Raw genomic sequence first — 24,691 nt, forward strand, 5'->3', positions numbered from 1 at the left:
TTTACCAGGTTGTCCCTCTGGGGGAACAGCTTGACTATTATACCATCTTTATTTCCCTTTGTCAAGCCTTTTTTTCACTTTTTTCGGATTTTTTTCGTGGCCTTTTTCTGACCCTTCCCTTAAATCCCCTGTTGCTCTCGCAGCAACTTTCTTATCCTACCACATCTTTCCTACTTTGTCAATACCTTTTTCCCTTGTTTTTTAAATTGTTGTTGCCGCCGAAGCGCAGTACACGGCCGCCGCCTCAGCTTCCTTTAACATCTTAGCGCATTCCAGAAAAGTGGCACGAGTCGTGCAAATGTCATCCACCAATAAAACAACCTTGCCAGCTATTTCTTCGGGTTTCCTCACTACATAGTTTCCTTTCACATTTTTCATGCGGGCCGCACGCCCAAGACCGCTTTGCTTTGCACGCTTTTCTTTCTGCCGCATAACAGACTCAAGATATGTAACATTCATTCTGCCGGCCAATTCCTTTGCAAGACATCTCGCCTGATCATATCCTTCTTTTTTCATACGTTCCGGGCGCGGTGGAACCGAAATCACCACATCAAATTTCACATTTGTACAGTCATATTCTACAACCGCTTTTAAATATTCCGCAAACTCTTGCGCATATCCCTGATATCTTTCTCTTTTAAAACGTTTTAACGCTTCTTTCGCTTTTCCTTCATAAACATAAGCCGAACAAATTCGCTCAAATGGCAAATTGGGATAAACACGGCAAAAATCACACTTTTTCATTTCCTCATCTATAGGTTTTCCGCAGCTTATACATCTTTGATAAGACATGCAATATGTTATTTCATTTCTACATGCAGTGCACACTCTATCCGATGAAGTCAATGGCATCCATCTTCTGCAAAAAACACAGCGGGGCGGAAACAAAACATTTAATAACAAATGAAAAATATTCTCATAATACATTTTTCCACTCCCTTTTGTTGATGCTTTTTATATATTTTATCATAATTTGGAAAAAAAAGAAAGATTTTTTTGAATGGAAATAATTGGGAAATATTTATTTTATGTTATGATGGTATGGTAACCTATAGATCCATAACCAAGAGCAAGGAGGAAAAAAACAGGTATGCGTATGGAATATATTGGTACCACGTTGGTGGTAAAACTGGAAGGAGAAATCGATCAAAGCTGTGCAGCAGAAATCCGCACCGATATTGATCGAGCGATTTTGCTTAAGAATGCCAAAAACCTTATTTTAGACTTTGCCGGCGTAAGTTTTATGGACAGTTCAGGCATTGGTGTAATTATTGGACGATATAAACAGATGAAAGCCCGCGGAGGTAAGACCATGATTATTCGGACTCAGCCTCAGGTAGATAAAATATTAGAATTATCCGGTCTGAAAAAGATCATGGACTGCGGTTAAGGAGGAATTAAAAATGGAGAATTATATGAAACTGGAATTTCCCAGCAAAAGTCAAAATGAAGCCTTCGCCCGTGCAGCGGTAGGCGCTTTTGCCGCACAGCTGGATTTAACCTGTGAAGAGTTAGCGGATATTAAAACAGCAGTATCCGAAGCGGTAACAAATGCTATTGTTCACGGATATCCTTTAAAAAGAGGAATGGTGGAAATAGAATGTAGAATTTCAGGAAATCAAATCGAAATTACTGTAACCGATCAAGGAAAAGGGATTGAAGACATCGAGCTTGCCATGCAACCACTGTATTCTGGATCTCCCGACGAAGACCGAAGCGGAATGGGGTTTACTGTAATGGAAAGCTTTATGGATACACTGCAAGTACAATCGGCAGTAGACCAAGGTACCGCCGTAACCATGACCAAACGTATAGGGATGGATACCTATGTTTGATTATACTCAAAATAATGAGACACTGTTGAAAAAAGCAATGCAAGGCGATCGGGAAGCTCAGGATATGCTGGTGACCTTAAATACTGGCTTAGTACATAGTATTGTAAAAAGATTTTCCGGCCGAGGCTTTGAAACCGAAGATTTATTTCAAATCGGCTGTATCGGTTTGATCAAAGCAATTCAAAGATTTGACAGCAGTTACGGTGTAAAATTCTCCACCTATGCTGTTCCAATGATTCTGGGTGAGATCAAACGTTTTATACGAGATGACGGCATGATTAAGGTAAGCAGAAGTCTGAAAGAAACCGCCATTAAAGCCAAGGCTGTCAAGGAACAGCTGACAGCACAAAATGGAGCAGAACCAACTTTAAAAGAAATTGCCGATAAACTATCCGTAACGCCCGCTGAATTGGCCGCCGCTATGGAAGCAGGAATACACCCCGAATCTCTATATGCAGTCGCCGATGATGGCAGCCGGGAAAACCGGCCTCTGATTGAACGTCTGGAGAGCAATAGGGATTATGAATCGGAAATTATTAATAAACTGGTTTTACGTAAACTGCTTTCCGAATTCAGCGAACGGGATCAAAAGATTATTCTCATGCGGTATTTTAAACAGAAAACGCAGACACAAATTGCGCAAATGCTTGGCATTTCCCAGGTACAGGTATCACGAATCGAGAAAAAAGTACTGCTGAAAATGCGGGAAAAATTGACCGAAACGGACGCAGGAGGTTAGAAAATAACCCCGTAATTTTTTGCTACAATAAAAAAATATGAAATTGAATCAGGAACAACAACTCGGCAATGGTAAACAGCAATCCCAAAGGAATACAGACACGAAAGAGCCATTTTGCACTTTTATGATGAAATAATATCATTCCCCAAGCCGCACCGATACCACCCAAAAAAAATGCCGGAACGAGCAAAACACTTTCCCGGATTCGCCAACGATTTTTTACAGCCTCCAACTTATCCAGACCGTATGCGCCAAATACAAAAACATTCCATAATACAACAATACTAATCCATACAGCTGTTTTTATAATCATTCTTCTCACCTCAGAGAATTTCTGTCTCAAAAATAGACTGCCATTTTAAAACAGCAGTCTATTTCTTTTTAATTTTATCCCAGTATTCTTTCGCCGCTTGCTCTTGTTTATTATTTCCAGGTACATAATAAATTTTATCCCGGATTTTATCCGGCAGATATTGCTGCGGCACATAATGATTCGGATAATCATGCGGATACAGATAATTCTGTCCCTTTTCCACGTTCCCTTCACCGTCATAATGCTTATTCTGAAGTTGACGTGGAATCGTACCAGTATCAATATGCTCAAGATCATAAAGAGCCGAATTAATGGCCATATAAGATGCGTTCGACTTTGGAGCCGTAGCCAACAGGATTACCGCCTGTGCAAGAGGGATTCTTGCTTCAGGAAAGCCCAACATCAAGGCGCTGTCCACACAGGCTTTCACAATTGTAATAGCCGATGGATAAGCCAGCCCCACATCTTCACAGGCAATCACCATCAATCGCCGGCAAATGGACTGAATATCATCGGCGGCAATCAAGCGCGCCAGATAATGTACCGCCGCATCCGGATCACTGCCACGAATAGATTTTTGAAACGCGCTTAAAATATCATAATGGCTATCTCCGTCTTTGTCATATTGGAATACTTTTTTCTGCGTACATTGCTGCGCCGTTTCCATTGTTAAACAGATTTGGTTTTTTTCATCCGGTATGGTATAATTTGCCGCAAGTTCCAATGCGTTCAGCGCTTTACGCAAGTCTCCGCCGGATTTTTCCGCCATATGCCTCAAAACACCGTCTTCAACAATAAGCTTGTTTTTTGGAAAATCTTCTTTTTGCAAAATGTCAAGTGCTCTTTTTAATGCATGCTCAATATCCTCCGGCAGCAAAGCCTTAAATTCAAAAACCGTACTGCGGCTTAAAATTGCATTATATACACAAAAATACGGATTTTCAGTTGTACTTGCGATCAAAGTAATTCGTCCATTTTCCGTATATTCCAACAAGGATTGCTGCTGTTTTTTGTTAAAGTTTTGAATTTCATCTAAATACAGCAACACGCCATCCTGCCCAAGCAGTCCTTCACTTTCTTTCACAATTGCCTTCACGTCTGCAACAGATGCATTGGTCGCATTAAGCCGATATAAGGCTTTATGACTGGTATTTGCAGCGATATTTGCCACAGTTGTTTTTCCCGTACCGGAAAGTCCGTAAAAAATCATATTCGGAATTTTTCCGCTTTCAATAATGTTGCGCAAAATTTTGCCTTTGCCCAAAATATGCTGTTGACCCACGACGTCATCAATCGTCGTGGGTCGAATCCTATCCGCTAACGGTTTATTCATAAAGCGGATGCTTTTTACAAAGCGCCTGCACCCGCTTTGCAACTTCCTCTTTATTATTTTCAAAATCATCAATCACCATGAAAATGAGTTTTGCGACTTCACGCATATCTTCCTCCACAAAGCCGCGGGTGGTGACTGCCGGTGTTCCCAAACGGATACCACTGGTCACAAAAGGACTCTTGGGATCATTGGGAATGGTGTTTTTATTGCAGGTAATTCCCACTTCATCCAGATTATGTTCCACTTCTTTACCGGTTTTATCCTGTTTCAGCAGGCTGACCAGCATCAAATGGTTGTCCGTTCCGCCCGAAATAATATCAATGCCCTGATCCATCAAAGCCTGGGCAAGGCAGGCCGCATTTTTCTTGACCTGGGTTTGATACGCTTTAAATTCAGGAGAAAGCGCTTCTTTTAAACACACAGCTTTTGCGGCAATCACATGCATCAAAGGTCCTCCCTGATTGCCCGGGAATACTGCTTTGTTAATAGCAGCTCCATATTTTTCCTTACAAAGGATCAATCCACCTCTCGGGCCGCGCAGTGTTTTATGTGTAGTTGTGGTAACAAAATCAGCATAAGGAACCGGATTGGGATGAAGGCCAGCCGCGACCAAACCGGCAATATGTGCCATATCTACCATTAGATATGCACCGACCTCATCGGCAATCTCACGGAATTTGGCAAAATCAATTTCCCTTGCATAAGCACTTGCGCCCGCCAAGATCAACTTCGGTTTATTCTCCACGGCCAGTTTATGCAAAGCATCGTAATCAATACGGTGTGTTTCGTCATCCACACCATAAGGAACCACATTAAAATATTTTCCGGAAATGTTAACGGGCGAACCATGACTTAAATGCCCGCCGTGAGCCAGGTTCATTCCAAGGAATGTATCTCCCGGCTCCATTGCAGCAAAAAATACAGCCAAATTAGCTGAAGCCCCAGAATGAGGCTGTACATTGGCAAATTCAGCGCCAAACAATTCTTTTGCCCTCTCCCTTGCCAAATCTTCCACTATATCCACATATTCGCATCCACCGTAATAGCGCTTACCTGGGTAACCTTCCGCATATTTATTGGTCAAAGGTGTCCCCATTGCCTCCATCACAGCCGGGCTGACAAAATTCTCAGAAGCAATCAGTTCTATCTTATTCCGCTGCCGATTAATTTCCTGTTGAATGGCCGCAGCCACCTCTGGATCTGTTTTCTTTACTTGTTCCAATTCAAACATTGTTTTCCTCCAAATCGTATATGTATTTCCAATATTCTTTCACAAAAACAAAATACTGTCAAAAATAGACAGGAATAAAAAGGATTTTTTATCAAAAAAACACTCTTGAACAAACCCTTGCTTTATATTATAATCATAACAACAAAAATTTGCAAGGGGGAATTTTATATGTATGAAAATCTGGATAAAAAACGGCAGCGAGTTATATCTATAATTGATATTTTTAATCAGGTTTACTGCGATGCCGACTGTACTCTGCACTATGACAATGCCCTCCAACTGTTGATTGCCACGCAGCTTGCAGCACAATGCACCGATGCCCGTGTCAATCTTGTAACGCCCGCACTGTTCCAAAAATATCCGGATGTTTACGCCTTTGCAAACGCAGATGAGCTGGAACTCCAAGAAGCAATTCGCTCCACCGGTTTTTTCCGGAACAAAGCAAAGAACATCATCGCCTGCTGTCAAATGCTTGTAAAAGATTTTGGCGGAGAAGTTCCCGGCACTATGGAAGAATTGTTAAAGCTTCCAGGTGTAGGCAGAAAGACAGCTAATTTAGTTCTAGGGGATTTTTTCGGTATTCCAGGTATCGTCGTTGATACCCATGCCACCCGGCTTTCCAATCGGCTAGGACTTACTTCGCAAAAGGATCCCTATAAAATTGAACTGGATCTTGAAAAAGTTGTTCCCCGGGAAAATTGGAGTAGTTTCTGTCATCAACTGGTTTATCACGGACGGGCATTTTGTACCGCACGCTCTCCTAAATGCAGCACATGCCCTATCTCTCATTTATGTCCGCAAAAAATATAGATATACAATTTCACAATGAAAAGCGGCGGTGTTAGCTGAGTGCTATTACCGCCGCTTAACCATGCATTTTTATCTCTTTATCCTTGGCATAAAATCCAAAAATTTGTATTTAATCGCAAATCCCAAAAACATTCACGATAAATATCCTCTTATTCTGCTGAACTTGTCCCGGCAGCGGCACTCAATGTACCGAACAGTTCATTCAGCGTTGTCTTTAAAACTGTTAAACGAGTTCCTGTGCTGCGCTCAGCCACATAATACCGTTCATCATATTCATAATACTTCATAGTATCGCTATGGCCATCCTTAAATTGATAGGTCACCGTCATAAAGGGCTCACCCTGCACCACAAAGTTACCTTGCTCAACAAACATAATGCCGATTACCTGCTGATAAATCTTTTTAAAATCATCTGCCTTAGTTACCGCACCGTTAATTTTATACTTATCTGGATTTTCTTCCTCTTCCCCATCACCAATTTCCATGGTATAGGTGTTGCCATCCTTTGTGATAGTCACTGCCGCCATATCCTCTATATTAGCAATGTGAACAAATTTCTCCACATAAAGCATAGGATCCATCCCGGAAACGGCGCTCAAATATGCCGCATCACCCAAATATACAGAAATTCCATCATTCCACTGCATGTACACACCATCTTCCGCTGCTTTTCCTAACCGAAGAGTATAGCTTCCTTCCTCTGTCGTAAACGATACGGTATATGCATCGCTTCCCAGTCCATAGGTATTAAGATCTGCAGGATGGTCATCTACAAACTCCAGAATACTAATACTTTGAAAATTCTCAATCAACTTACCGATACGATCCTCACTGGCACCTTCCCCGGGACACGGTGTCTCCAAAATCCAGCTGGCCCCAAAGGTATTCTGCGGATTTTCACCTTCTTCGACCGGACGTATTGCTAACAGTTTTTCACTTCCATGGCTTACAGAAAAATGGCTGATAGTGGCACCTTCTAAAGAAAGTAAATTTGTATTCCGGTATTCATTGGTGGATTTAAATAAGGAGCTGGCCTTATAAGACGGCAGAGTATAAACTGAACTGCCGCCGTCCTCCATAAAATAGTACGTTGTTTCTCCTGGCAGGGAATCTCCGACAATAAACTGACGGACTGTCCCATCTTTCAGGGTCACCGTAAACGATACATCCCGGCGGTTTAGGCCAAATTCCGCCACGCGCTGCATATCTGTGGTAATTTCCTTTTCTGCTGAAATACTTGAAAAACCTGAGAGTGCACTTTTCAAGCTCATCTGCTCAAATTCAATATCCGGGATTTCCGGAATACTCACATTGCCCTCATCATCCTGTAGCAGTGTATAGGTCTGATCCAAATTTTGAATTTTGACTGAACGCACTTCATCCGTTTTAGCATTCAAAAGCTCTATGCTGCTGGATGTAGATGCAGTAGTATCTGATGTTTCCTCCGCAGGCTGCCATTTTACGGCAAAGTAGTATCCACCGGCTAAAATTCCCAGGGCTGCCACCGCAATCACGCTGTTGCGGATAAGTTTGCCTTTCGCTGTCATTTACAGATACCTCCTTCTCAGCCATACCACCAGCCCAACAAGTAAAATCAAAAGCGGCAAAATGTACTGAAGCACCATAGCAATGACTTTCACCTGAGTTTCTGTCATGGTCAAACTTTCTGGACTAATGACTTTGGCACGGATATTCAGCGCATCGCCCTTATCTGTCAAATAAGAAAACGTGTTCAGCATGAAATCTCCATTGCTATAACTTGCATTATCCAAAATTCCCTGCGTCTCTACCGCCTGCAAAGAACCGATAGCGAAAATAGCTCCGCCGCTTCCATCGCTCTTCTCTGAAATAACAGCCAAATCCAGCGGGCCGTTGATATCGTTTTCGGACTTGTCAAAACTTTCCCGTGCCAGATCCGTAATTCCCCAGGAATTTTTAGAGGTCTTAAGCAGCGAAGTGATATAAGTATGCTGCAGATTATTTTCATTTAAAGTAAAGGAACAGGAGGCCGGTGCAATAAAGGAAATATCGCTGGCAATTAGCTTTTCAGTAATACTGTGCTCCTGCATTTCAGGGGCAGGAACCGGTACACCGTAATTGGTACGGTACGCCTTGCTGGTATCACCTTCATACGCAAAATCAGAATTGACGGTAATGCCCCACTCTTCCAAATAACTGTTTAATCGTTCCATCGCAGGATTTCCAGCAGTAAACACAAAAGCTGCCTTGCCGCCGTTCATCAAATAAGCATCCAGAGCATCCCTTTCTTCGGCCGTAAAATCTACAGACGGCGCCATAGAAATCAATACAGATGCATCTTCCGGTATACTTGAAGTGGAAAGATTCAGTGTTTCTACTGTATACCCTTCATTGGTAAGCGCTGCCTTTAATTCTGTGCTGGAATACTCATCATGTCCTTCAATCAAGTACGCCTTAACTTCCTGACCAGTACCCGAAACATAGCGTATTGCACTGGTCATCTGTTTTTCCAGATCAATAGACACTTCTCCAGTAATGGAACTTTCCCGGTAAAGCTGATTAAGCGGAATTACTCTGTATTTTTCGCCCTTTTGAATCACCACAGAACCTACACCTACATCATCACCGTATTTACGGGCAAAAGCGGGATCTGAATAAGGATCGACATAAGTAATTTTGAGCTTATCGCTCATTTGTTCATACATTTTCAAATATTCCTTTACCGCTGTTACCAATTCACCTTCTACACCATCAGGATACAGCGCGTATACTTCAATATCGGAATCCAATGCCCCCATGACCTCCTTGGTCTGGTCAGAAAACTCATAGACTTTGTCTCGGGTCATATCCACTTTCATGGGCATCTTATCACCAATCGTTGTCACAATACCATTGACAAGAATAATTCCAACGATGACCGCAGCGGTCACCAAAGTATTATTAAGGCGGAATTTAGTATCGCTGTATTGCCTGCGCCGAATTACCTGTACCGTCAGCAGCAGGAAAATACCAATAAAGCTCAGATAGTATACAATGTTTACTACATTTAAAATTCCACTTTGGAATTCATCATACCGGCTCATCAACGAGAACCACTGCACGATTTTTTGCAAAGTCGCATTCGTGATATTCGCTGCAATCCAATCCATATAATAAACCAACAACAACACACCAAAAGTTACAACTGCTGCAATCATCTGACTTTCAGTCAACGCAGAAATAAACAGACCGATAGAAATGAAAGCACCCCACAGCAAAACAAAGCCGATATAAGAACCCAGCATTTCGCTTCCGCTGGGATGTCCAAATATAGACAGAATCAGCGGGAAAATCAAAGAAACCACTAATGTCACACCAAAAGTAGCAAGCGCCGCCAAATATTTACCTACTACTACCTCGGTCACGCTGACCGGAGCCGTCAACAGTAGCTGATCCGTCCGCCGGCTTCTTTCCAACGAAAACAGTCCCATCGTCAAAATGGAAACCAAAAACAAATATACTACATTGATGTTGGCAAACATAGAACTCAAGTCTGCACTCTGATACATCAAAGAGCCGGTCACAAAAAACATTGCGCAGAGCGCAAGAAAAATTCCGGAAAAAATATAACCAATTGGAGACTGAAAATATCCTTTCCATTCTTTCATTAAAATTGCTTTCATTCTTCAGCGGCCTCCTCTTCCTGGTAATCTTGTTCCGTTTTCACATCTCCAGCTTCGGATACAGATTCCATTTCGGGAATACTTCCGCCGCCCGGCATTTGAAGATCCGTTTCGTCCATTTCGGATTCCTTCTCCTCTGCTTGTGTATCATCTGCACTGATAATCTGCATAAACAGTTCTTCTAAAGTAGGCGTTGCAGATTCAAAAGCCAAAAGCGCTTTACCACTTTGTGCAAATTTTTGAAAAATCGCTTCCCGAATATCGGTCTGCGGCAGTGCTGTCACCAAAACATCTACTGTTCCCTCTTCCGTGCAACCTGCATCTTCTGCACTTTGAAGTCCGTCAATCCCCTCCAGGATTCGGTATGCATCTTCTACCGTCCCCTTAATCTTAAGCAAATAGCGTTCGCTTCCAGCTTCCTGATCCAATTCATCCATTCGGCCTGATGCAACAATTTTTCCATGATTGATAATGGTATAGCTGTCACATACTGCACTGACTTCTTGCAAAATATGCGTACTCAAAATAACCGTTCTATTTTTTCCAAGTTCGCTTATTACTTCCCGAATTTCCAAAATTTGTTTAGGGTCAAGTCCTACTGTAGGCTCGTCCAGCACTAATACCTCAGGATCACCAATCAGTGCCTGTGCTAATCCCACACGCTGTTTGTATCCTTTGGAAAGATTGCGAATCAGCCTGCCTTTCACTTCGGTAACCCGCACCTTTTCCATAACTTTGCGTAAATGCGCTCCTTTGTCTGCTTTTTTGATTCCTTTCAAATCGTAGACAAAATTCAGATATTCTTTTACCGTCATATCGGTATAAAGGGGCGGGAATTCAGGCAAATAACCAATCTTCCGTCGGGTTTCAGCAGGATTTTCGGAAATATCCGTTCCATCAATCCGCACCTTGCCACTGCTGGGTGCCAGATATCCAGTCAAAATATTCATGGTAGTGGATTTTCCTGCACCGTTCGGCCCTAAAAATCCCATAATTTCTCCCTTTTTTACAGAAAAACTGATGTGATCCAAGGCCTTATTTGTTCCGTAGTTTTTGGTCAGCCCATCAATTTCGATAGCCGGGCAAATCTCAACCGACTCCGTCTCCTGCGACGTTTGCTCAGCACTGATTTCCGGCTGCGCTTCCGGTTCTATTCCGGAATTGGGCTGCGCTGCTTCCATTGTCATCTCCTGTCACTCCTCTTTATAAAATTACTGCTTTTACTATAGCACGATTTCACCATGATGTCAAAAGGATTTCATTTATAAATTGTAAACATATTGTTAACTTATCGCAGATCTTTCCATAAACCGTTTGTAAAGCCTCATATACCATTTAAAACATACCCCTTTTCTCATCCGTAACATACAAAAAACCCGCCTATAAAAGGCGGGTTCAGACTGTCGAAAAAGTCGTTATACCGCAATCTTCGTCGCGGCCAGCTTTTTGGTTTGCCGCATTTTTTTGAAAATACGGCTTCACGTTATCAGCTGCCGCTCCTCTTTCCCGCAAAACCAGCGGTTTTGCGGGAGCCCTGTACCCGAAGGCTCTCCGGGCATTTATGTTGACCGCAAAATTGCTTTTCCTTTCCGCAAAAATGACGCCGGATTCATCGAGAAACCGGCGTCATTGCTTGCTTTTTCCGCAATCGCTCTCTACCGTACCTTTGTACGCCGACGAAAGCGATTACGAAAAATCTAACTTCCTTTTTCAACATCTGTCAGCGTGTCGATACTTTATCGACACGCTGAACCCGCCTATAAAAGGCGGGTTTTCATTTTGCACTTACGCTTCAACTGAAATAACTTCCTTACCCTTATAACTGCCGCAAGCCTTGCAAACTCTGTGAGGCATTTTTAATTCACCACAACTGGGGCAAGCTACCATACCCGGAACACTCAGTTTCCAGTTGGCTCTTCTTTTATCTCTTCTGGCTTTAGAAGTCTTTCTCTTTGGAACTGCCATATCATTACACCTCTTTCCATATCATCTGAAATATCAAGGAATTTCTTCCCAAACAAAGCAAAAACTTTGCATATTCTACAAAAGCTGATCCAAAATATCAAACCTGGGATCGGTTGTCTGCGTATCACAGGAACAGGATTCCAAATTCAAATTCTTTCCACATGTCGGACATAATCCTTTGCAATCCTCCTTACAAAGCATCTTGGCTGGCAAGCTCATAAACAAGCTACCGTATACCAATTCATCCAATTCAATCCCATTTCCTTTAAAAATCACAAATTCCGGATCTTCCTCATGAACCATAGGATCTTCTTTTTTCAAACGTTCTTCTACCGAAAAAACAATCTCCCGCTCAAAATTCTCTGCACACCGGTCACAGGTTAAAGAAATTTTTGCCGTTCCCTGTGCAGACAATTCAAGGCAGCCACCCACATTCATGACCTGGCCCTGCAGCTTCACAGGTGATAGAAACCGAAAGACATCTCCCGGATAATTCTTCATCTCCAATGTCACATCAATAGGCATTTTTCTGCCTTCAAAGTTTAAAATCGGAAGCAAATTCAGTTCCATTCGCCTCCTCCTCTCTGCATCAAAACAAACAGACGGCAATTATTATATCGAATTACCGTCTGTTTGTCAAGTGTTTTTTTCTTTTTTATCTAATACAAAACGCTTTATTTATTTGGAAGCCAGATAAGCATTAATTTTTTCTACCAACTCATCTGCATCCACACCATGTACCTGACAAGCCTGCTCCACACTTTCACCGCTGGAAGACGGGCAGCCTAGACAATGCATTCCGATACTGAAAAAGAACTCTGCTGTACCGGGATCCATACGCAAAACATCCATAATGATCATATCTTTTGTTATCTTCTGCATATCAAAACATCCTTTCCCATTTGTTGTTTCTAATGGATACTTAGTAGTATACCTCATTCATCAAAAAAAATCAAGTATTTTATATGAATCAACTGTAAAAATGTGTTTTTATTCTTGCAAAATAAATACCAGTATATTATAACGAAATTGCGTTAATATAAAAATAACGTTTGGATTATAAACTGTTTTTATACCATTAATGTTTTTTACATCTTCTGTCAGCTAGGTTTTTTATTATGCATTTTTTTATAATAGTGTGATCCTTCGATTCTGTAGTGTACTCCCGATATTTGACTACCTTCAGTTGAAGGTTAGCCAGATTGCTTGATTAATCGGCGCACGTCTTGCATCCCAACCAATACCACTGAAAAAATACAGAAATGGTTTGAGGGTATAAACCATCTCTGCGCTTTCAATAAAAATAACAAGGGAGAGTGTAACAATGAATGCAAAAAAGTTCTCAGTTCGCTATTAACCGTGTTTCTTTATAGAGGCATGATTACTTGTCCAGTCCGCGCAGGAACCGAAATCAAGGTATTGCTAAACGGCACTAAACTTATTTTTGCCGTCCCGCCTCCGCTAGGTAAATATACTTTTACAATCTATTCAGCAGACTGCATTAGCAGAAAAACTATCGACAACTCTTTTGATGTAAATTTTACTGATTATCAATACCAAAAGCAAGAATTTCAATCCATGGATGACTTCATGTCCTTTATTTTCCTATATGGTATCCTTCCTCAGCCGGATCGCATGATTGATGCCGTCATCTATGCAGAAAAAAACCTCTTAACTTCCCTCATGATTTTATCTGCATTAGTAGAAATTATGGCCACCCCCTATCTGGCACAGGTGCTTGTGAAGCGTTTACCGCAGAATACAACAATGCCATTTCCAAAATTCTGCAACAGTTTATTAATACAGTCAGCAGCTACATTAATATTATGCAGACCAATTACTCATTTTCCTCCACTTTTGTTGCGCTGCCAGAATCCATTGACAGCAACCCCGCGGTATTTGAATCCTGTGCAGGCCTTTATATTGTAACCGGTTCTTATGCGGCAGCAAAACTTTTGGCAACCGCTCTTGCGAATGAGACCATTTCTGTCACTCCGGAAGAAAAGGAATGGACTTTGCTGCTGGACGAATTGCTTGATAGCAAAAGGGGCACAGCCGAATCGGCTGTGCCCTCATTGCATTTTCGCTTTCTCTTTGCATTTATTCGTTCAAATACTGATAAACGCCCCAAATCATCTTTGCAGCCTCTGCACGGGTAGCCGTTCCTCTGGGCTGAAAGCTTCCATCTTCATATCCATTAATAATGCCCAGTCCCACAAGTTCTGCAATAGCATCATGCGCATAAGGCGCAATGGCATCTGTATCCGTAAAATCTAAAACTGCCTGACTGTTATTATCCCCCAATGCGCGGTACAGAATTGTCGCCATATCCTGGCGCATAATAGATTCTCCAATTCCAAAGTATTCTTCGGACTGTCCCTGAATGTATCCCGCCTGAAGAGCCGCTGTGATATAAGGAGCATACCACGCATTCGAATCTACATCAACAAAAGAAGTGCTAGTGTTACCTGTGGCCACACCAAACAGCTGAACCACCATCTTAGAAAACTGTTCTCTGGTCACCTGTCCCGCCGGGTTAAATACTCCTTCTTCCATACCGTTAATAATACCGGCAAAATATAATCCTTCAATTGCTTCTTTTGCCCAATCATATCCTGTCAAATCACCAAAAAGCTCATCTGCTCCACTGCCCAGCTCATTTTCATCGTCATTCTCTTCTGTATCATCCGGAAACACTGTTCCGCCGCTGCCGCCAGGAAGTCCACTGCCGCTGTTGCCGCCGCTATCGCTAGGAATACCAGGAGCCGGATTATTGGATGCAATCTGCACACACTGATATTCTTTAGAATCAATAGGGAACTCCGCACCATCAAGTGTATAAATGGATGACACTGTAATCATTGCATTAGGAGCATACCCATCAGACGCACTCAAAGAAATAGACAGTGTTTTTTCATCATTGGGAAATTCCTCAGTAATCTTGTCGATTTCTTCTCCGTCTTCATTCGTTACCACAACCGTAATAGATGATTTCTGTGAATCCGCCAAAGTCTTCTTCCGAGTGAATGTAATGGTATAAATTCTCTTGTAAAGTATCTCTTTTAAAGACATAGTAGGAATATCATCTACACCTTTTTCAATTAATTCCACTTTTTCTGCCGCTTCATTCAGCAGTTCCAGCAAAGTCTCCTTGTTTCTGCCATCGTAATTGTCAGTAATATCTTTGTCCAAAGTCGCAATCTGCGTCTTTAAATCTTCAAGATAATCCGCATAATATATATGCCGGCTAAGCCCTTGAATTACGTCAATCTGATCTTCACAAGCATACACCAAGGTTTCATAGTCATCTGCCTCTGAGGCAGCATTAAATGCAGCGTCTATAGTATCGCTTGCAGTCTGAAGCACCTCTAATGTTTGTTCACACTCTTGATAAGCTTTGTATTCCGCAGGCAGACCCACCAAGCTGACGGACTCTTTTTTCTCGTCAAACACAGTCGCAAGAAATTGATAGTTGAGAGCTGTTTCTTCTGTCATATCTTTTAAAACATATGCAATCTGTAAAATTCCCTCTGCGTTTTTCATAGCATTTAAAACAGGTTCAAACTCATCCAGTGCACTGGTAGACAAACCATTAAATTCCAGCACCTGTTCTACATTTGCCTTCTCTGCTTTTGACAACTTGTCATACAAATCCTGAGCCTGTGTAAACTGAGCAGAAATATCTGCAACGGAAATCAGCGCACCATCTTCTTGATAAAAAGACAATTCTGCCAATGCGGGAAGAGCGGCAATACTATCATAAGCCGCCTGTTCCTCTTGGCCAAGTTCCGGCACAATCGGACCTTCTGCTAAACTAATTTTCGGCGTCACAGAAATTTCTCCTTCTTCTGTCGTCAAGGTAAAATCCGTAACCGTCAGCGTTTCCGCCGTAGGTGCGGCATCTGCCGAAACTTCCACTTCACAAAGTCTCGTCTTTGCCGGAATTGCCATGGCCTCTTTCCGACTAACAGGGAACACAGCATAGTCTTTGCCTCTTACTACTTCATCCGCTGCGCCATTTAACACCTTTTCATCAAATGCCGCAGTCGCAATAGAAGCGCCGGAAAAAGTAACCCGAAATTCCATTGCTGTATGCGCTGGGATTTCATCCATTGTCGTGAACACAATTTGGTATTCACCTTCTGTTTCCGTGGTGTAGTAGTTTGCGCTAAGAGCCAATTCGACTGTTTCCGGCTGCTGAGACACTTCTGCCTCGGTTTTTTGTCCGCCGTCTATTGTCTGTGTCCCAGGCGTTGTCTGTGTCTCGACTGCCCAGGTCGGGCACCCATAAGTGCCAAGCATTGCAGTGGCCAACAATGCCCCTAGTGCAGCTTTTAGTTTTTTCATCTTCATTATGTACTCCTCCTGAAAGTAATTCTCTTTTTCGCCAACCTATAGATATTATAACATTGCGAAACAGAAAGTCCATAAAATTTATGTAACATTTTTGTTACAACTGGAATGAATTTATTCCCTTTTGCCCAAAACATAGGAGAAATAGAAAAATTTTCAGGAACAATCTGTCCTTTAGCGGCTTCTTTAACAGGATATTTTTAATATTTTCCTTGCCAAATATAAGAAAAAGTGGTACAATGAAAGTTAAGAATGTTATTTTGCCGGCAGATGCGGGCGAAATACAATTTGGGAGGTAAAAAAATGTCTGTCAAGAGCGTGATTGAAAAAATAATCGGCACCTACAGTGACCGGGAACTTAAAAAAATCTATCCGATTCGGGATCAGGTACTAGCTCTGGAAGATACCATGGCAGCAAAAACCGATGCGGAACTTCGTGCCATGACGGATACCCTAAAGCAGCGGCTTTCCGACGGTGAAACCACAGACGATATTCTTCCGGAGGCTTTTGCGGTCTGCCGTGAAGCAGCATGGCGCGTTCTGGGAATGAAACATTTCCCCGTACAGGTTGTAGGTGGTATTGTTTTGCATCAGGGGCGAATTGCAGAAATGAAAACTGGTGAAGGTAAAACATTAGTTGCCACTCTTCCCGCTTATTTAAACGCTTTAACCGGAAACGGTGTGCACATTGTAACTGTCAATGACTATCTAGCCAAACGTGACAGTGAGTGGATGGGAAAACTTTATAATTTCCTCGGACTTTCTGTCGGCCTGGTCATTCACGAAAAGGACAACGCCGCCCGCAAACAAGCCTATGCGGCGGACATCACCTATGGTACCAACAACGAGATGGGATTTGACTATCTTCGTGATAACATGGTCATCTACAAAGAAAATAAGGTACAACGCGGACACGCTTATGCCATTGTGGATGAGGTGGACAGCATCTTGATTGACGAGGCGCGGACACCACTTATTATTTCCGGCATGGGTGACAAATCCACCGATCTTTATGTGCAGGCAGACCGTTTTGCCAAAACACTGAAGTATAAAAAGGTGGTAGAAACTGACTCCAAGGTAGAAGTGGAAGACGAAGATGAATTCAAAGATTATGATTATATTGTAGACGAAAAAGCACATACCGCCATGCTTACCCCTCAGGGTGTGAAAAAAGCAGAGGAAGCGTTTCATATCGAAAATTTGACCGATCCCTCCAATATGACCCTTTCCCACCATATCAATCAGGCGATCAAGGCGATCGGCGTCATGAAACGGGATAAAGACTATGTTGTCAAAGACGGTGAAGTAATCATTGTTGACGAGTTTACCGGACGTATGATGTTCGGGCGCCGTTACAGCGACGGATTGCATCAGGCAATCGAAGCCAAAGAAGGCGTTACGGTAGAAAACGAGAGTAAAACGCTGGCTACCATCACCTTCCAGAATTTCTTCCGGCTTTATAAAAAACTGGCCGGCATGACCGGTACTGCCCAAACTGAAGAAGACGAATTCCAGGAAATCTACAAGCTGGACGTAATTGTGATTCCTACCAACCGTCCTCTTGCTCGTATTGATGCTTCTGACAGCATTTATAAGACGGAGCTTGCCAAATTTAATGCGGTCATTGATGAAGTCGTTGCCGCCCATGAAAAAAACCAGCCCGTTTTGATTGGTACGGTCTCGATTGAAAAATCAGAGCTGCTTAGCAAGCTATTACGCAAACGCGGCATTAAGCACAACGTCCTGAACGCCAAATTCCACGACAAAGAAGCGGAAATTGTTGCCCAGGCTGGAAAAGCTGGCGCAGTGACCATTGCCACCAATATGGCAGGTCGTGGAACAGATATTGTATTGGGTGGAAATGCGGAATTTATGGCAAAAGATGAGATGCGCAAACAAGGCTTTGAAGAAGAAATGATTGTGCAGGCAACAGGCTTTGCCGAAACGGACGATGAGGAAATTCTTGCTGCCCGGAAAACCTACCAAGAATTTTATAATAAGTTTAAGCAGGAAATCGAACCCGAACAGGAAAAAGTTCGCCAAGCCGGCGGTTTATATATTATTGGCACCGAACGCCATGAAAGCCGCAGAATCGATAACCAGCTGCGTGGGCGTGCAGGACGTCAGGGTGACCCAGGTGCTTCTAAGTTCTATCTTTCTTTGGAAGATGACCTGATGCGTCTGTTTGCTCCTGAACGCATTAACCGGGTAATGAATACCTTCGGCATGGAAGACGATGAAGCCATTGAAAGCAAAATGCTCAGCGGTGCCATTGAAACCGCGCAGCAACGAGTAGAAGGCAGAAACTTTGATATCAGAAAACACGTACTCCAGTACGATGACGTAAACAACCAGCAGCGTGAAATGATTTATGAACAACGCGATCGGGTACTGGATGGCGAAGATATGAAAAACTACATTATTAATATGATGAATGACACCACCTCGGGAATCATATCCTTATACGTTGGCGATAAACAAGCACCTGAGGAATGGGACTGGGAAGGTATGAAAGACCATATGACCACGGTTTTCGGTACGCTTCCTGAAGAAACTTTTGATTTCAGCGAACATGAACTGGATCATATGACACAGGAAAGTCTGAAAGAACACTTCATGGAATACATTCTTCAGAAATACGCTGAAAAAGAAGCCCAGTTCGGCGATATGATGCGGGAAGTAGAACGCATTCTTCTGCTTCGTGTAGTAGACCAGAAATGGATGGATCATATCGATAATATGGAACAACTCCGGCAGGGCATTAATCTGCGCGCCTATGCACAGCGTGATCCTGTTGTAGAATACAAGTTTGAAGCGATGGATATGTTTGAAGAAATGATCGCCTCCATCAAAGAAGATACGGTTCGGCATCTCTTCCATGTGGTGCCGCAGACCCGCATTGAACGCACCCAGGTGGCAAAGCCCATAGCTGAAAACCATGGCGATGACGGAACTGTAAAAAAACAGCCCATCCGCCGAAAAGTTAACATTGGCCGCAACGATCCCTGCCCCTGCGGCAGCGGAAAGAAATATAAACACTGCTGTATGGAAAAAGACCAGCAACAGAATGCATAAACTATTTTTGAAGGATGTGAAAATGTGATAGCTTTTGACGAGTACAAACTGGGCCTTGACGGCATGGAAAAAGATATAACAGAACTGAGGGATTCACTTTAACATTGAAAAAACACAACAACAGGTAGCAGAGCTGGAAGAACAGACCATGGCTCCGGATTTTTATAATGACATGGAAGCGGCCGGAAAACTTTTACAAAAAATAAAAGGGCTGCGTGACAAAATAAGCCGTTATGAAAATCTGAAAAGCACATGGGAAGATCTTGTTACCCTGGTTTCCCTTGCCATTGAAGAAGAGGACGAAAGCGTCCTAGACGAAGTAAAAACCGGTTACCGGCAGCTAAAAGAAAAACTTGAAAATATGAAACTGGAAACACTGCTTTCCGGTAAATATGACAAAAATAATGCGATTCTTACCCTCCACGCTGGTGCGGGGGGCACGGAAGCGCAGGACTGGTGCGAAATGCTGTTTCGGATGTATTCCCGCTGGGCAGAACGCCGAGGTTTTACTACTGAAACCCTGGATTATCTGGCAGGGGAAGAGGCCGGTATCAAAAGTGTTACTTTACTCATTTCCGGTCTGAATGCATATGGCTATGCCAAATGCGAAAAAGGCGTGCACCGGCTGGTACGGATTTCACCGTTTGACTCCGCCGCAAGACGTCACACCTCCTTTGCATCAGTTGAAGTAATGCCGGAAATTGACGATGATATTGATGTGCAGATCAATACCGAAGACCTGCGTATTGACACCTATCGCTCCAGCGGTGCAGGCGGCCAACATATCAATAAAACGGAATCTGCCATTCGGATTACCCACCTTCCCACCGGTGTCGTTGTAACCTGTCAGAATGAACGTTCCCAGCACAAAAACCGCGAAACCGCTATGAAAATGCTGAAATCCAAGCTGATTGAAATTGCGGAACGGGAACAAAAAGAAAAGATTGAAGACCTGAAGGGGGTCCAGCTTGACATTGGTTGGGGCAGTCAGATTCGCTCCTACGTTTTTCATCCGTACAGTATGGTTAAAGATCACCGCACCAATTATGAAGTGGGAAATACGGGAGCAGTCATGGACGGAGATATTGATGGCTTTATCAACGCCTATCTGATTGCAAAATCCAAGGGCGAATTGTAAACCTGCACAGGCAAAGGAGTTTAATATGTTTGAAAAACTTTCATTTATTGAAAAACAATTTGATGAATTAGCACAAAAAATCAGCGATCCAGCCGTGATTGCTGATCAGGAAACTTGGCGCAAACTCTGCAAAGAACACGCAGATTTAACCCCCATTGTAGAAAAATACAAAGAATACAAACAAAATCAGGCAACCATTGAGGATGCCAAAGCCATGATGAATGATCCGGAAACCGACAAAGAATTTAAGGAAATGCTGGTGGAAGAAACCAAGCAGGCCAAAGAAAACATTACAAAAATCGAAGAAGAATTAAAAATCCTGCTACTTCCCAAAGACCCGAACGATGATAAAAATGTCATTATGGAAATCCGGGGCGGTGCCGGCGGTGATGAAGCCGCACTGTTTGCGGGAGATTTATTCCGTATGTATTCCATGTACGCGGATTCCAAACACTGGAAAATTGAAGTGCTGAATCTGAATGAAATTGGCATTGGTGGTATTAAAGAAGTCACCTTTATGATCGAAGGAGAAGGCGCTTACAGCCGGTTAAAATTTGAAAGCGGCGTTCACCGGGTCCAGCGAGTTCCGGAAACCGAATCCGGCGGCCGGATTCATACTTCGACCGTCACCGTTGCCGTTTTACCCGAAGTAGATGATGTAGAAGTAGAAATCAATCCGGAAGATTTGCAGATTGACACCTACCGTTCCAGTGGGGCAGGCGGCCAGCACGTAAATAAAACAGAATCTGCCATTCGGATTACGCATATTCCCACTGGAATTGTTGTGGCCTGTCAGGACGAGCGCTCCCAACACAAAAACCGGGAAGCAGCTATGAAAATGCTGCGTTCCCGCCTGTATGACAAAATGGAACAAGAGCGTAATGCCTCCATTGCCGCAGACAGAAAAAGCCAGGTTGGGACCGGTGACCGCAGCGAACGGATCCGAACCTATAACTTCCCCCAGGGGCGTATGACAGACCACCGAATCGGGCTGACCCTTTATAAACTGGACCAAATTATGAACGGGGATCTAGATGAAATTATTGATGCCTTGATCACCACCGATCAAAGTGAAAAATTAAAAGCGCAGGCAGAACAGCTTTAATACCGACCTGCAAGAAAAAGCCACCGGTGCTGTCTGCTAAAAGCACCTGTGGTTTTCCTTTTTCAAAGGAATATGAAAAGAGGCGAAGAACATGGAAAAAAAGGATACAAAATACTTGACGCCCTCACCTGCGGACTTAGAAACCGCGGCGGAAATACTTCGTCAGGGGGGCACCGTCATTTTTCCGACCGAGACTGTCTATGGATTAGGAGCAAATGCGCTTTCTGCCGATGCGGTAAAAAAAATCTTTGCCGCAAAGGGGCGCCCCACTGACAACCCTTTGATTGTACATATTGCAGATGTCACAGAACTATCTAAACTGACTGCGGATATTTCACCTGCGGCACAAAAGCTGATAGACGCATTTTGGCCAGGTCCGCTGACTTTGATTTTTAAAAAATCACCGCAAATTCCTTCGGCAGTAACCGGAGGTCTAAACACGGTTGCCATCCGCATGCCGTCTTCTGAAATCGCCCGAAAACTTCTGCAAATAACCAAGCTTCCCATTGCAGCGCCCAGCGCCAACCTTTCCGGAAAACCAAGTCCCACATCTTTTCGGTATGTAAAAACCGATATGGATGGACGTGTGGATGCCATTATTGACGGCGGGGATTGTCCTGTGGGTGTAGAATCTACCGTCCTGGATGTCAGTGGAGAAACTCCTATTCTGTTTCGGCCGGGTAAAGTGACCAGAGAACAAATCGAAAACCTGATTGGCCCGATAAAAACTGTCAGTCATGTTCAAGAAGGAGAGACTCCAAAATCCCCCGGCTTAAAATACAAACACTATGCTCCCAATGCCAAAGTCCTGATTCTGCACGGATCTTTGGAACAGGTTCAAGACTATATTAACCACCAGAAAAATCTGCGAGTTGGAATGTTGGTATTTGACGAATTTCCGCCGCTATACGGAATCGCCGCCAAACGTTCGCTAGGCAGTCGCAGCAAGCCGCAGGAAGCGGCGCACCGGCTGTTCACCGCCCTGCGGGAATTGGACGACGAAAAAGCTGATGTCATTCTGGCGCCTGAAATTCCCGATTCCGGCATTTTCAGCGCAGTACGGAACCGACTTTACCGCGCAGCAGGCGGAGTGATTCTGGATTTAACCAAACAAAATCAAAAAATATTATTTGTGTGCACCGGGAACACATGCCGCAGTCCCATGGCAGAGGGTTTGTTGCGCAGTCAAAATAGTACGTTTTCCGTTTCCTCAGCTGGACTGTTTGCAGATGGTTCGCCGGTTTCTGACCACGCAGTATCTGCGCTAGCAGAGCTTGGAATTGACATCAGCGGCCATCGTTCCAGGCAGCTGACGCCTGCCATGGCAGAAGAAGCGGATTTGATTTTAACCATGACAAATGCCCACCGTAAAATGCTGGAAACCACTATACCACAAGCGGCATCTAAAACTCTTACGCTTTCCCAATGGGCTGGCGAAACCGGCGATGTATCCGATCCTTTCGGTGGAAGCCAGGAAGACTACAATATCTGCCGGGATCAGATTTTAACGCTTATTCAGAAAGGATTGAGCCTGCATCCGTGATCCAGATAGAACCCTTCAGCGAAGCTGCCCTACCAGCAGTATACGAATTAGAACACGTTTGTTTTCCAAAAGATCCATGGAGCATGACAGCTTTCCGCCAGGAACTGACCAATCCCCTTTCTGTCTTTCTGGTAGCAACCGATACAGACACCGGCCGCATTGCTGGCTACGGAGGGGTATGGCTGATGTATGATGCAGGCAATATCACTAACATAGCTGTACATCCGGACTTTCGCCGCAAAAAAGTTGGAACCGCCTTGCTCCGCCGCTTAATCCATATTTGCCAAGAGCGCGGCATGAACAGTGTCACCTTAGAAGTCCGGGCAGGAAATAGGGGCGCCATTGCCTTATACGAAACTGCCGGATTCCAAATCTGCGGCCTTCGAAAACGCTATTACCAGGACAGAGAAGACGCCTTGATTATGACTTTAGAACGAAACAGGGAGGAAACAACCAATGAAGATTCTGGCCATTGAAAGCTCTTGTGATGAAACCGCTGCTGCGGTCGTGCAGGACGGCACGCAAATTTTATCTAATGTAATTTATACCCAAATTGCACTGCACCAGCAGTATGGTGGTGTGGTTCCAGAAATTGCTTCCCGAAAGCACATTGAAAATATCAGCGCGGTCATTGACCGGGCTGTTTCAGAAAGCAAAACAACCCTTGCCGATATGGACGCCATCGCAGTAACTTATGGCCCCGGCCTGGTAGGCGCTTTGTTGGTAGGCGTTTCGACCGCAAAAGCATTGGCTTTCGCATTAGAAAAACCACTAGTTCCGGTACATCATATCAAAGGGCATATCTGTGCCAATTATCTGGAAAACCCCGACTTCAAACCACCTTTTCTTTGTCTGGTGGCCTCCGGGGGACATAGCCACATTGTTCTAGTCAAAGATTATACCGATTATCAGGTACTGGCCAGAACCCGTGACGATGCGGCAGGAGAAGCTTTTGACAAAGTTTCCCGCGTTTTGGGTCTGGGCTATCCAGGCGGCCCAGCCATTCAGAAAAAAGCCAAAGAAGGCAATCCTAATGCCATTCATTTTCCCAGAGTCAATATGGGCGAACATGGTTTTGATTTTAGCTTCAGCGGCGTCAAAACCGCTGTCATTAACTATCTGCACAATGCAGAACAAAAAAACCTTGCAATCAATCCAGCAGATGTAGCCGCTTCTTTTCAGGAAGCAGTGGTGGACGTATTATCAGAACATTTGCTGTGTTGTGCCAAAGAGCAGGGGGTTTCCCGCATTGCACTTGCCGGTGGAGTCGCAGCCAATCAAGCACTTCGTGAGCGAATCAGCGAAAAAGCAAGGGCCAATCATATGAAATTTCAATATCCTCGACCCGAATTATGTACGGATAACGCCGCTATGATCGGCTGTGCTGCTTATTTTGAATATCAAAATGGCGTACGAGCCGATATGAGTTTAAACGCTGTGGCCTCTGTGTCTCTTATTTAACCTCAATAAACCCCCACACCGTTGTGAACAGGTCCAGTAAAAACGGACAATAGAAAAAATCGCCCTCCTATGGTATAATAAAAACTATCAAAGGGGGGCATTGTTATGCCAAGAAAATACATAAAAATAAGGCAACACGAAGAAGAATT

General features: G+C 43.6%; 22 protein-coding genes. 11 read left to right on the forward strand and 11 right to left on the reverse strand.

Translation table 11 applies throughout. The annotated features are described in order from the left end of the window. Nucleotides 1-201: 201 nt before the first annotated feature. Complete coding sequence (locus INF28_RS11440) at nucleotides 202-927, reverse strand: ComF family protein (RefSeq protein WP_226393594.1); 726 nt, start codon at nucleotides 925-927, stop codon at nucleotides 202-204. A gap of 163 nt (nucleotides 928-1,090) precedes the next feature. Between INF28_RS11440 and spoIIAA the strand changes: the two genes are divergently transcribed. From spoIIAA to INF28_RS11455, 3 genes are read left to right on the forward strand one after another with little or no spacing between them, the layout of a single operon-like run. Then, complete coding sequence (gene spoIIAA, locus INF28_RS11445) at nucleotides 1,091-1,390, forward strand: anti-sigma F factor antagonist (protein ID WP_226393595.1); 300 nt, start codon at nucleotides 1,091-1,093, stop codon at nucleotides 1,388-1,390. Between the two features lie 13 nt (nucleotides 1,391-1,403). After that, a complete protein-coding gene (gene spoIIAB, locus INF28_RS11450) occupies nucleotides 1,404-1,835 on the forward strand; it encodes an anti-sigma F factor (RefSeq protein ID WP_226393596.1) in 432 nt (143 codons plus the stop codon). Beyond that, nucleotides 1,828-2,574 (forward strand): SigB/SigF/SigG family RNA polymerase sigma factor, encoded by a 747-nt coding sequence (locus INF28_RS11455; RefSeq protein ID WP_226393597.1) that lies wholly within the window; start codon nucleotides 1,828-1,830, stop codon nucleotides 2,572-2,574. The genes spoIIAB and INF28_RS11455 overlap by 8 nt, the downstream gene beginning before the upstream one ends. Nucleotides 2,575-2,596: 22 nt before the next feature. Here INF28_RS11455 and INF28_RS11460 read toward each other — a convergent pair whose 3' ends face one another. The 3 genes from INF28_RS11460 to INF28_RS11470 are packed head-to-tail and all read right to left on the reverse strand — an operon-like array spanning nucleotide 2,597 to nucleotide 5,451. Then, nucleotides 2,597-2,887: a DUF1294 domain-containing protein gene (locus INF28_RS11460; protein ID WP_226393598.1), complete on the reverse strand. Its 291-nt coding sequence runs from the start codon at nucleotides 2,885-2,887 to the stop codon at nucleotides 2,597-2,599. Nucleotides 2,888-2,945: 58 nt separating this feature from the next. Further along, nucleotides 2,946-4,220, reverse strand: coding sequence for a replication-associated recombination protein A (locus INF28_RS11465; RefSeq protein WP_226393599.1), 1,275 nt, complete (start codon nucleotides 4,218-4,220; stop codon nucleotides 2,946-2,948). Next, on the reverse strand, nucleotides 4,213-5,451 hold the full coding sequence (locus INF28_RS11470) for a serine hydroxymethyltransferase (protein ID WP_226393600.1): 1,239 nt from the start codon (nucleotides 5,449-5,451) through the stop codon (nucleotides 4,213-4,215). Before INF28_RS11470 ends, INF28_RS11465 begins: the two co-directional genes overlap by 8 nt. Nucleotides 5,452-5,619: 168 nt before the next feature. On the opposite strand from INF28_RS11470, the gene nth reads away from it, so the two are divergent. Beyond that, nucleotides 5,620-6,261: an endonuclease III gene (nth, locus tag INF28_RS11475; RefSeq protein WP_226393601.1), complete on the forward strand. Its 642-nt coding sequence runs from the start codon at nucleotides 5,620-5,622 to the stop codon at nucleotides 6,259-6,261. Between the two features lie 149 nt (nucleotides 6,262-6,410). On the opposite strand, the gene INF28_RS11480 is transcribed toward nth, so the two are convergent. The 6 genes from INF28_RS11480 to INF28_RS11505 all read right to left on the reverse strand — a co-directional run bounded on the left by INF28_RS11480 (nucleotide 6,411) and on the right by INF28_RS11505 (nucleotide 12,749). Further along, entirely contained in the window at nucleotides 6,411-7,808 is a 1,398-nt protein-coding gene (locus INF28_RS11480) for a DUF4340 domain-containing protein (protein WP_226393602.1), read from the reverse strand. Continuing rightward, nucleotides 7,809-9,902, reverse strand: a complete 2,094-nt coding sequence (locus tag INF28_RS11485) for a Gldg family protein (protein ID WP_226393603.1) — start codon at nucleotides 9,900-9,902, stop codon at nucleotides 7,809-7,811. Beyond that, nucleotides 9,899-11,089, reverse strand: a complete 1,191-nt coding sequence (locus INF28_RS11490; protein ID WP_226393604.1) for an ABC transporter ATP-binding protein — start codon at nucleotides 11,087-11,089, stop codon at nucleotides 9,899-9,901. Before INF28_RS11490 ends, INF28_RS11485 begins: the two co-directional genes overlap by 4 nt. A gap of 598 nt (nucleotides 11,090-11,687) precedes the next feature. Then, nucleotides 11,688-11,867: a 50S ribosomal protein L32 gene (gene rpmF / locus INF28_RS11495; RefSeq protein ID WP_226393605.1), complete on the reverse strand. Its 180-nt coding sequence runs from the start codon at nucleotides 11,865-11,867 to the stop codon at nucleotides 11,688-11,690. 75 nt (nucleotides 11,868-11,942) lie between these two features. Next, the gene (locus INF28_RS11500; protein ID WP_226393606.1) at nucleotides 11,943-12,437 is read right to left on the reverse strand and encodes a YceD family protein; all 495 of its coding nucleotides are present in this window, start codon (nucleotides 12,435-12,437) and stop codon (nucleotides 11,943-11,945) included. A gap of 108 nt (nucleotides 12,438-12,545) precedes the next feature. Continuing rightward, nucleotides 12,546-12,749 carry a DUF1858 domain-containing protein gene (locus tag INF28_RS11505; RefSeq protein ID WP_226393607.1) on the reverse strand — a complete coding sequence of 68 codons (204 nt, stop codon included), beginning with the start codon at nucleotides 12,747-12,749 and terminating at the stop codon, nucleotides 12,546-12,548. Between the two features lie 477 nt (nucleotides 12,750-13,226). On the opposite strand from INF28_RS11505, the gene INF28_RS11510 reads away from it, so the two are divergent. Beyond that, entirely contained in the window at nucleotides 13,227-13,796 is a 570-nt protein-coding gene (locus INF28_RS11510; RefSeq protein ID WP_226393608.1) for a hypothetical protein, read from the forward strand. Nucleotides 13,797-13,967: 171 nt separating this feature from the next. On the opposite strand, the gene INF28_RS11515 is transcribed toward INF28_RS11510, so the two are convergent. Further along, nucleotides 13,968-16,220: an S-layer homology domain-containing protein gene (locus tag INF28_RS11515; protein WP_226393609.1), complete on the reverse strand. Its 2,253-nt coding sequence runs from the start codon at nucleotides 16,218-16,220 to the stop codon at nucleotides 13,968-13,970. A gap of 303 nt (nucleotides 16,221-16,523) precedes the next feature. Here INF28_RS11515 and secA point away from each other — a divergent pair, with 303 nt between their 5' ends. The 6 genes from secA (at nucleotide 16,524) to tsaD (ending at nucleotide 24,542) form a co-directional block, all read left to right on the forward strand. Further along, nucleotides 16,524-19,295 (forward strand): preprotein translocase subunit SecA, encoded by a 2,772-nt coding sequence (gene secA, locus INF28_RS11520; protein ID WP_226393610.1) that lies wholly within the window; start codon nucleotides 16,524-16,526, stop codon nucleotides 19,293-19,295. Nucleotides 19,296-19,319: 24 nt separating this feature from the next. Beyond that, a protein-coding gene (prfB, locus tag INF28_RS11525; protein WP_404815174.1) for a peptide chain release factor 2 occupies nucleotides 19,320-20,433 on the forward strand; the annotation gives its coding sequence in 2 pieces (ribosomal slippage) (nucleotides 19,320-19,394 and nucleotides 19,396-20,433; 1,113 coding nt in all). A gap of 25 nt (nucleotides 20,434-20,458) precedes the next feature. Further along, nucleotides 20,459-21,538, forward strand: a complete 1,080-nt coding sequence (gene prfA, locus INF28_RS11530) for a peptide chain release factor 1 (protein ID WP_226393612.1) — start codon at nucleotides 20,459-20,461, stop codon at nucleotides 21,536-21,538. Nucleotides 21,539-21,629: 91 nt separating this feature from the next. Then, nucleotides 21,630-23,081: an L-threonylcarbamoyladenylate synthase gene (locus tag INF28_RS11535; protein ID WP_226393613.1), complete on the forward strand. Its 1,452-nt coding sequence runs from the start codon at nucleotides 21,630-21,632 to the stop codon at nucleotides 23,079-23,081. Then, nucleotides 23,078-23,557, forward strand: coding sequence for a ribosomal protein S18-alanine N-acetyltransferase (rimI, locus tag INF28_RS11540; RefSeq protein ID WP_226393614.1), 480 nt, complete (start codon nucleotides 23,078-23,080; stop codon nucleotides 23,555-23,557). Before INF28_RS11535 ends, rimI begins: the two co-directional genes overlap by 4 nt. After that, complete coding sequence (tsaD, locus tag INF28_RS11545) at nucleotides 23,538-24,542, forward strand: tRNA (adenosine(37)-N6)-threonylcarbamoyltransferase complex transferase subunit TsaD (protein WP_226393615.1); 1,005 nt, start codon at nucleotides 23,538-23,540, stop codon at nucleotides 24,540-24,542. The genes rimI and tsaD overlap by 20 nt, the downstream gene beginning before the upstream one ends. Nucleotides 24,543-24,691 lie beyond the last annotated feature (149 nt).

This window comes from Ructibacterium gallinarum (assembly GCF_014982785.1).
Lineage (GTDB): Bacteria > Bacillota > Clostridia > Monoglobales > Monoglobaceae > Ructibacterium > Ructibacterium gallinarum.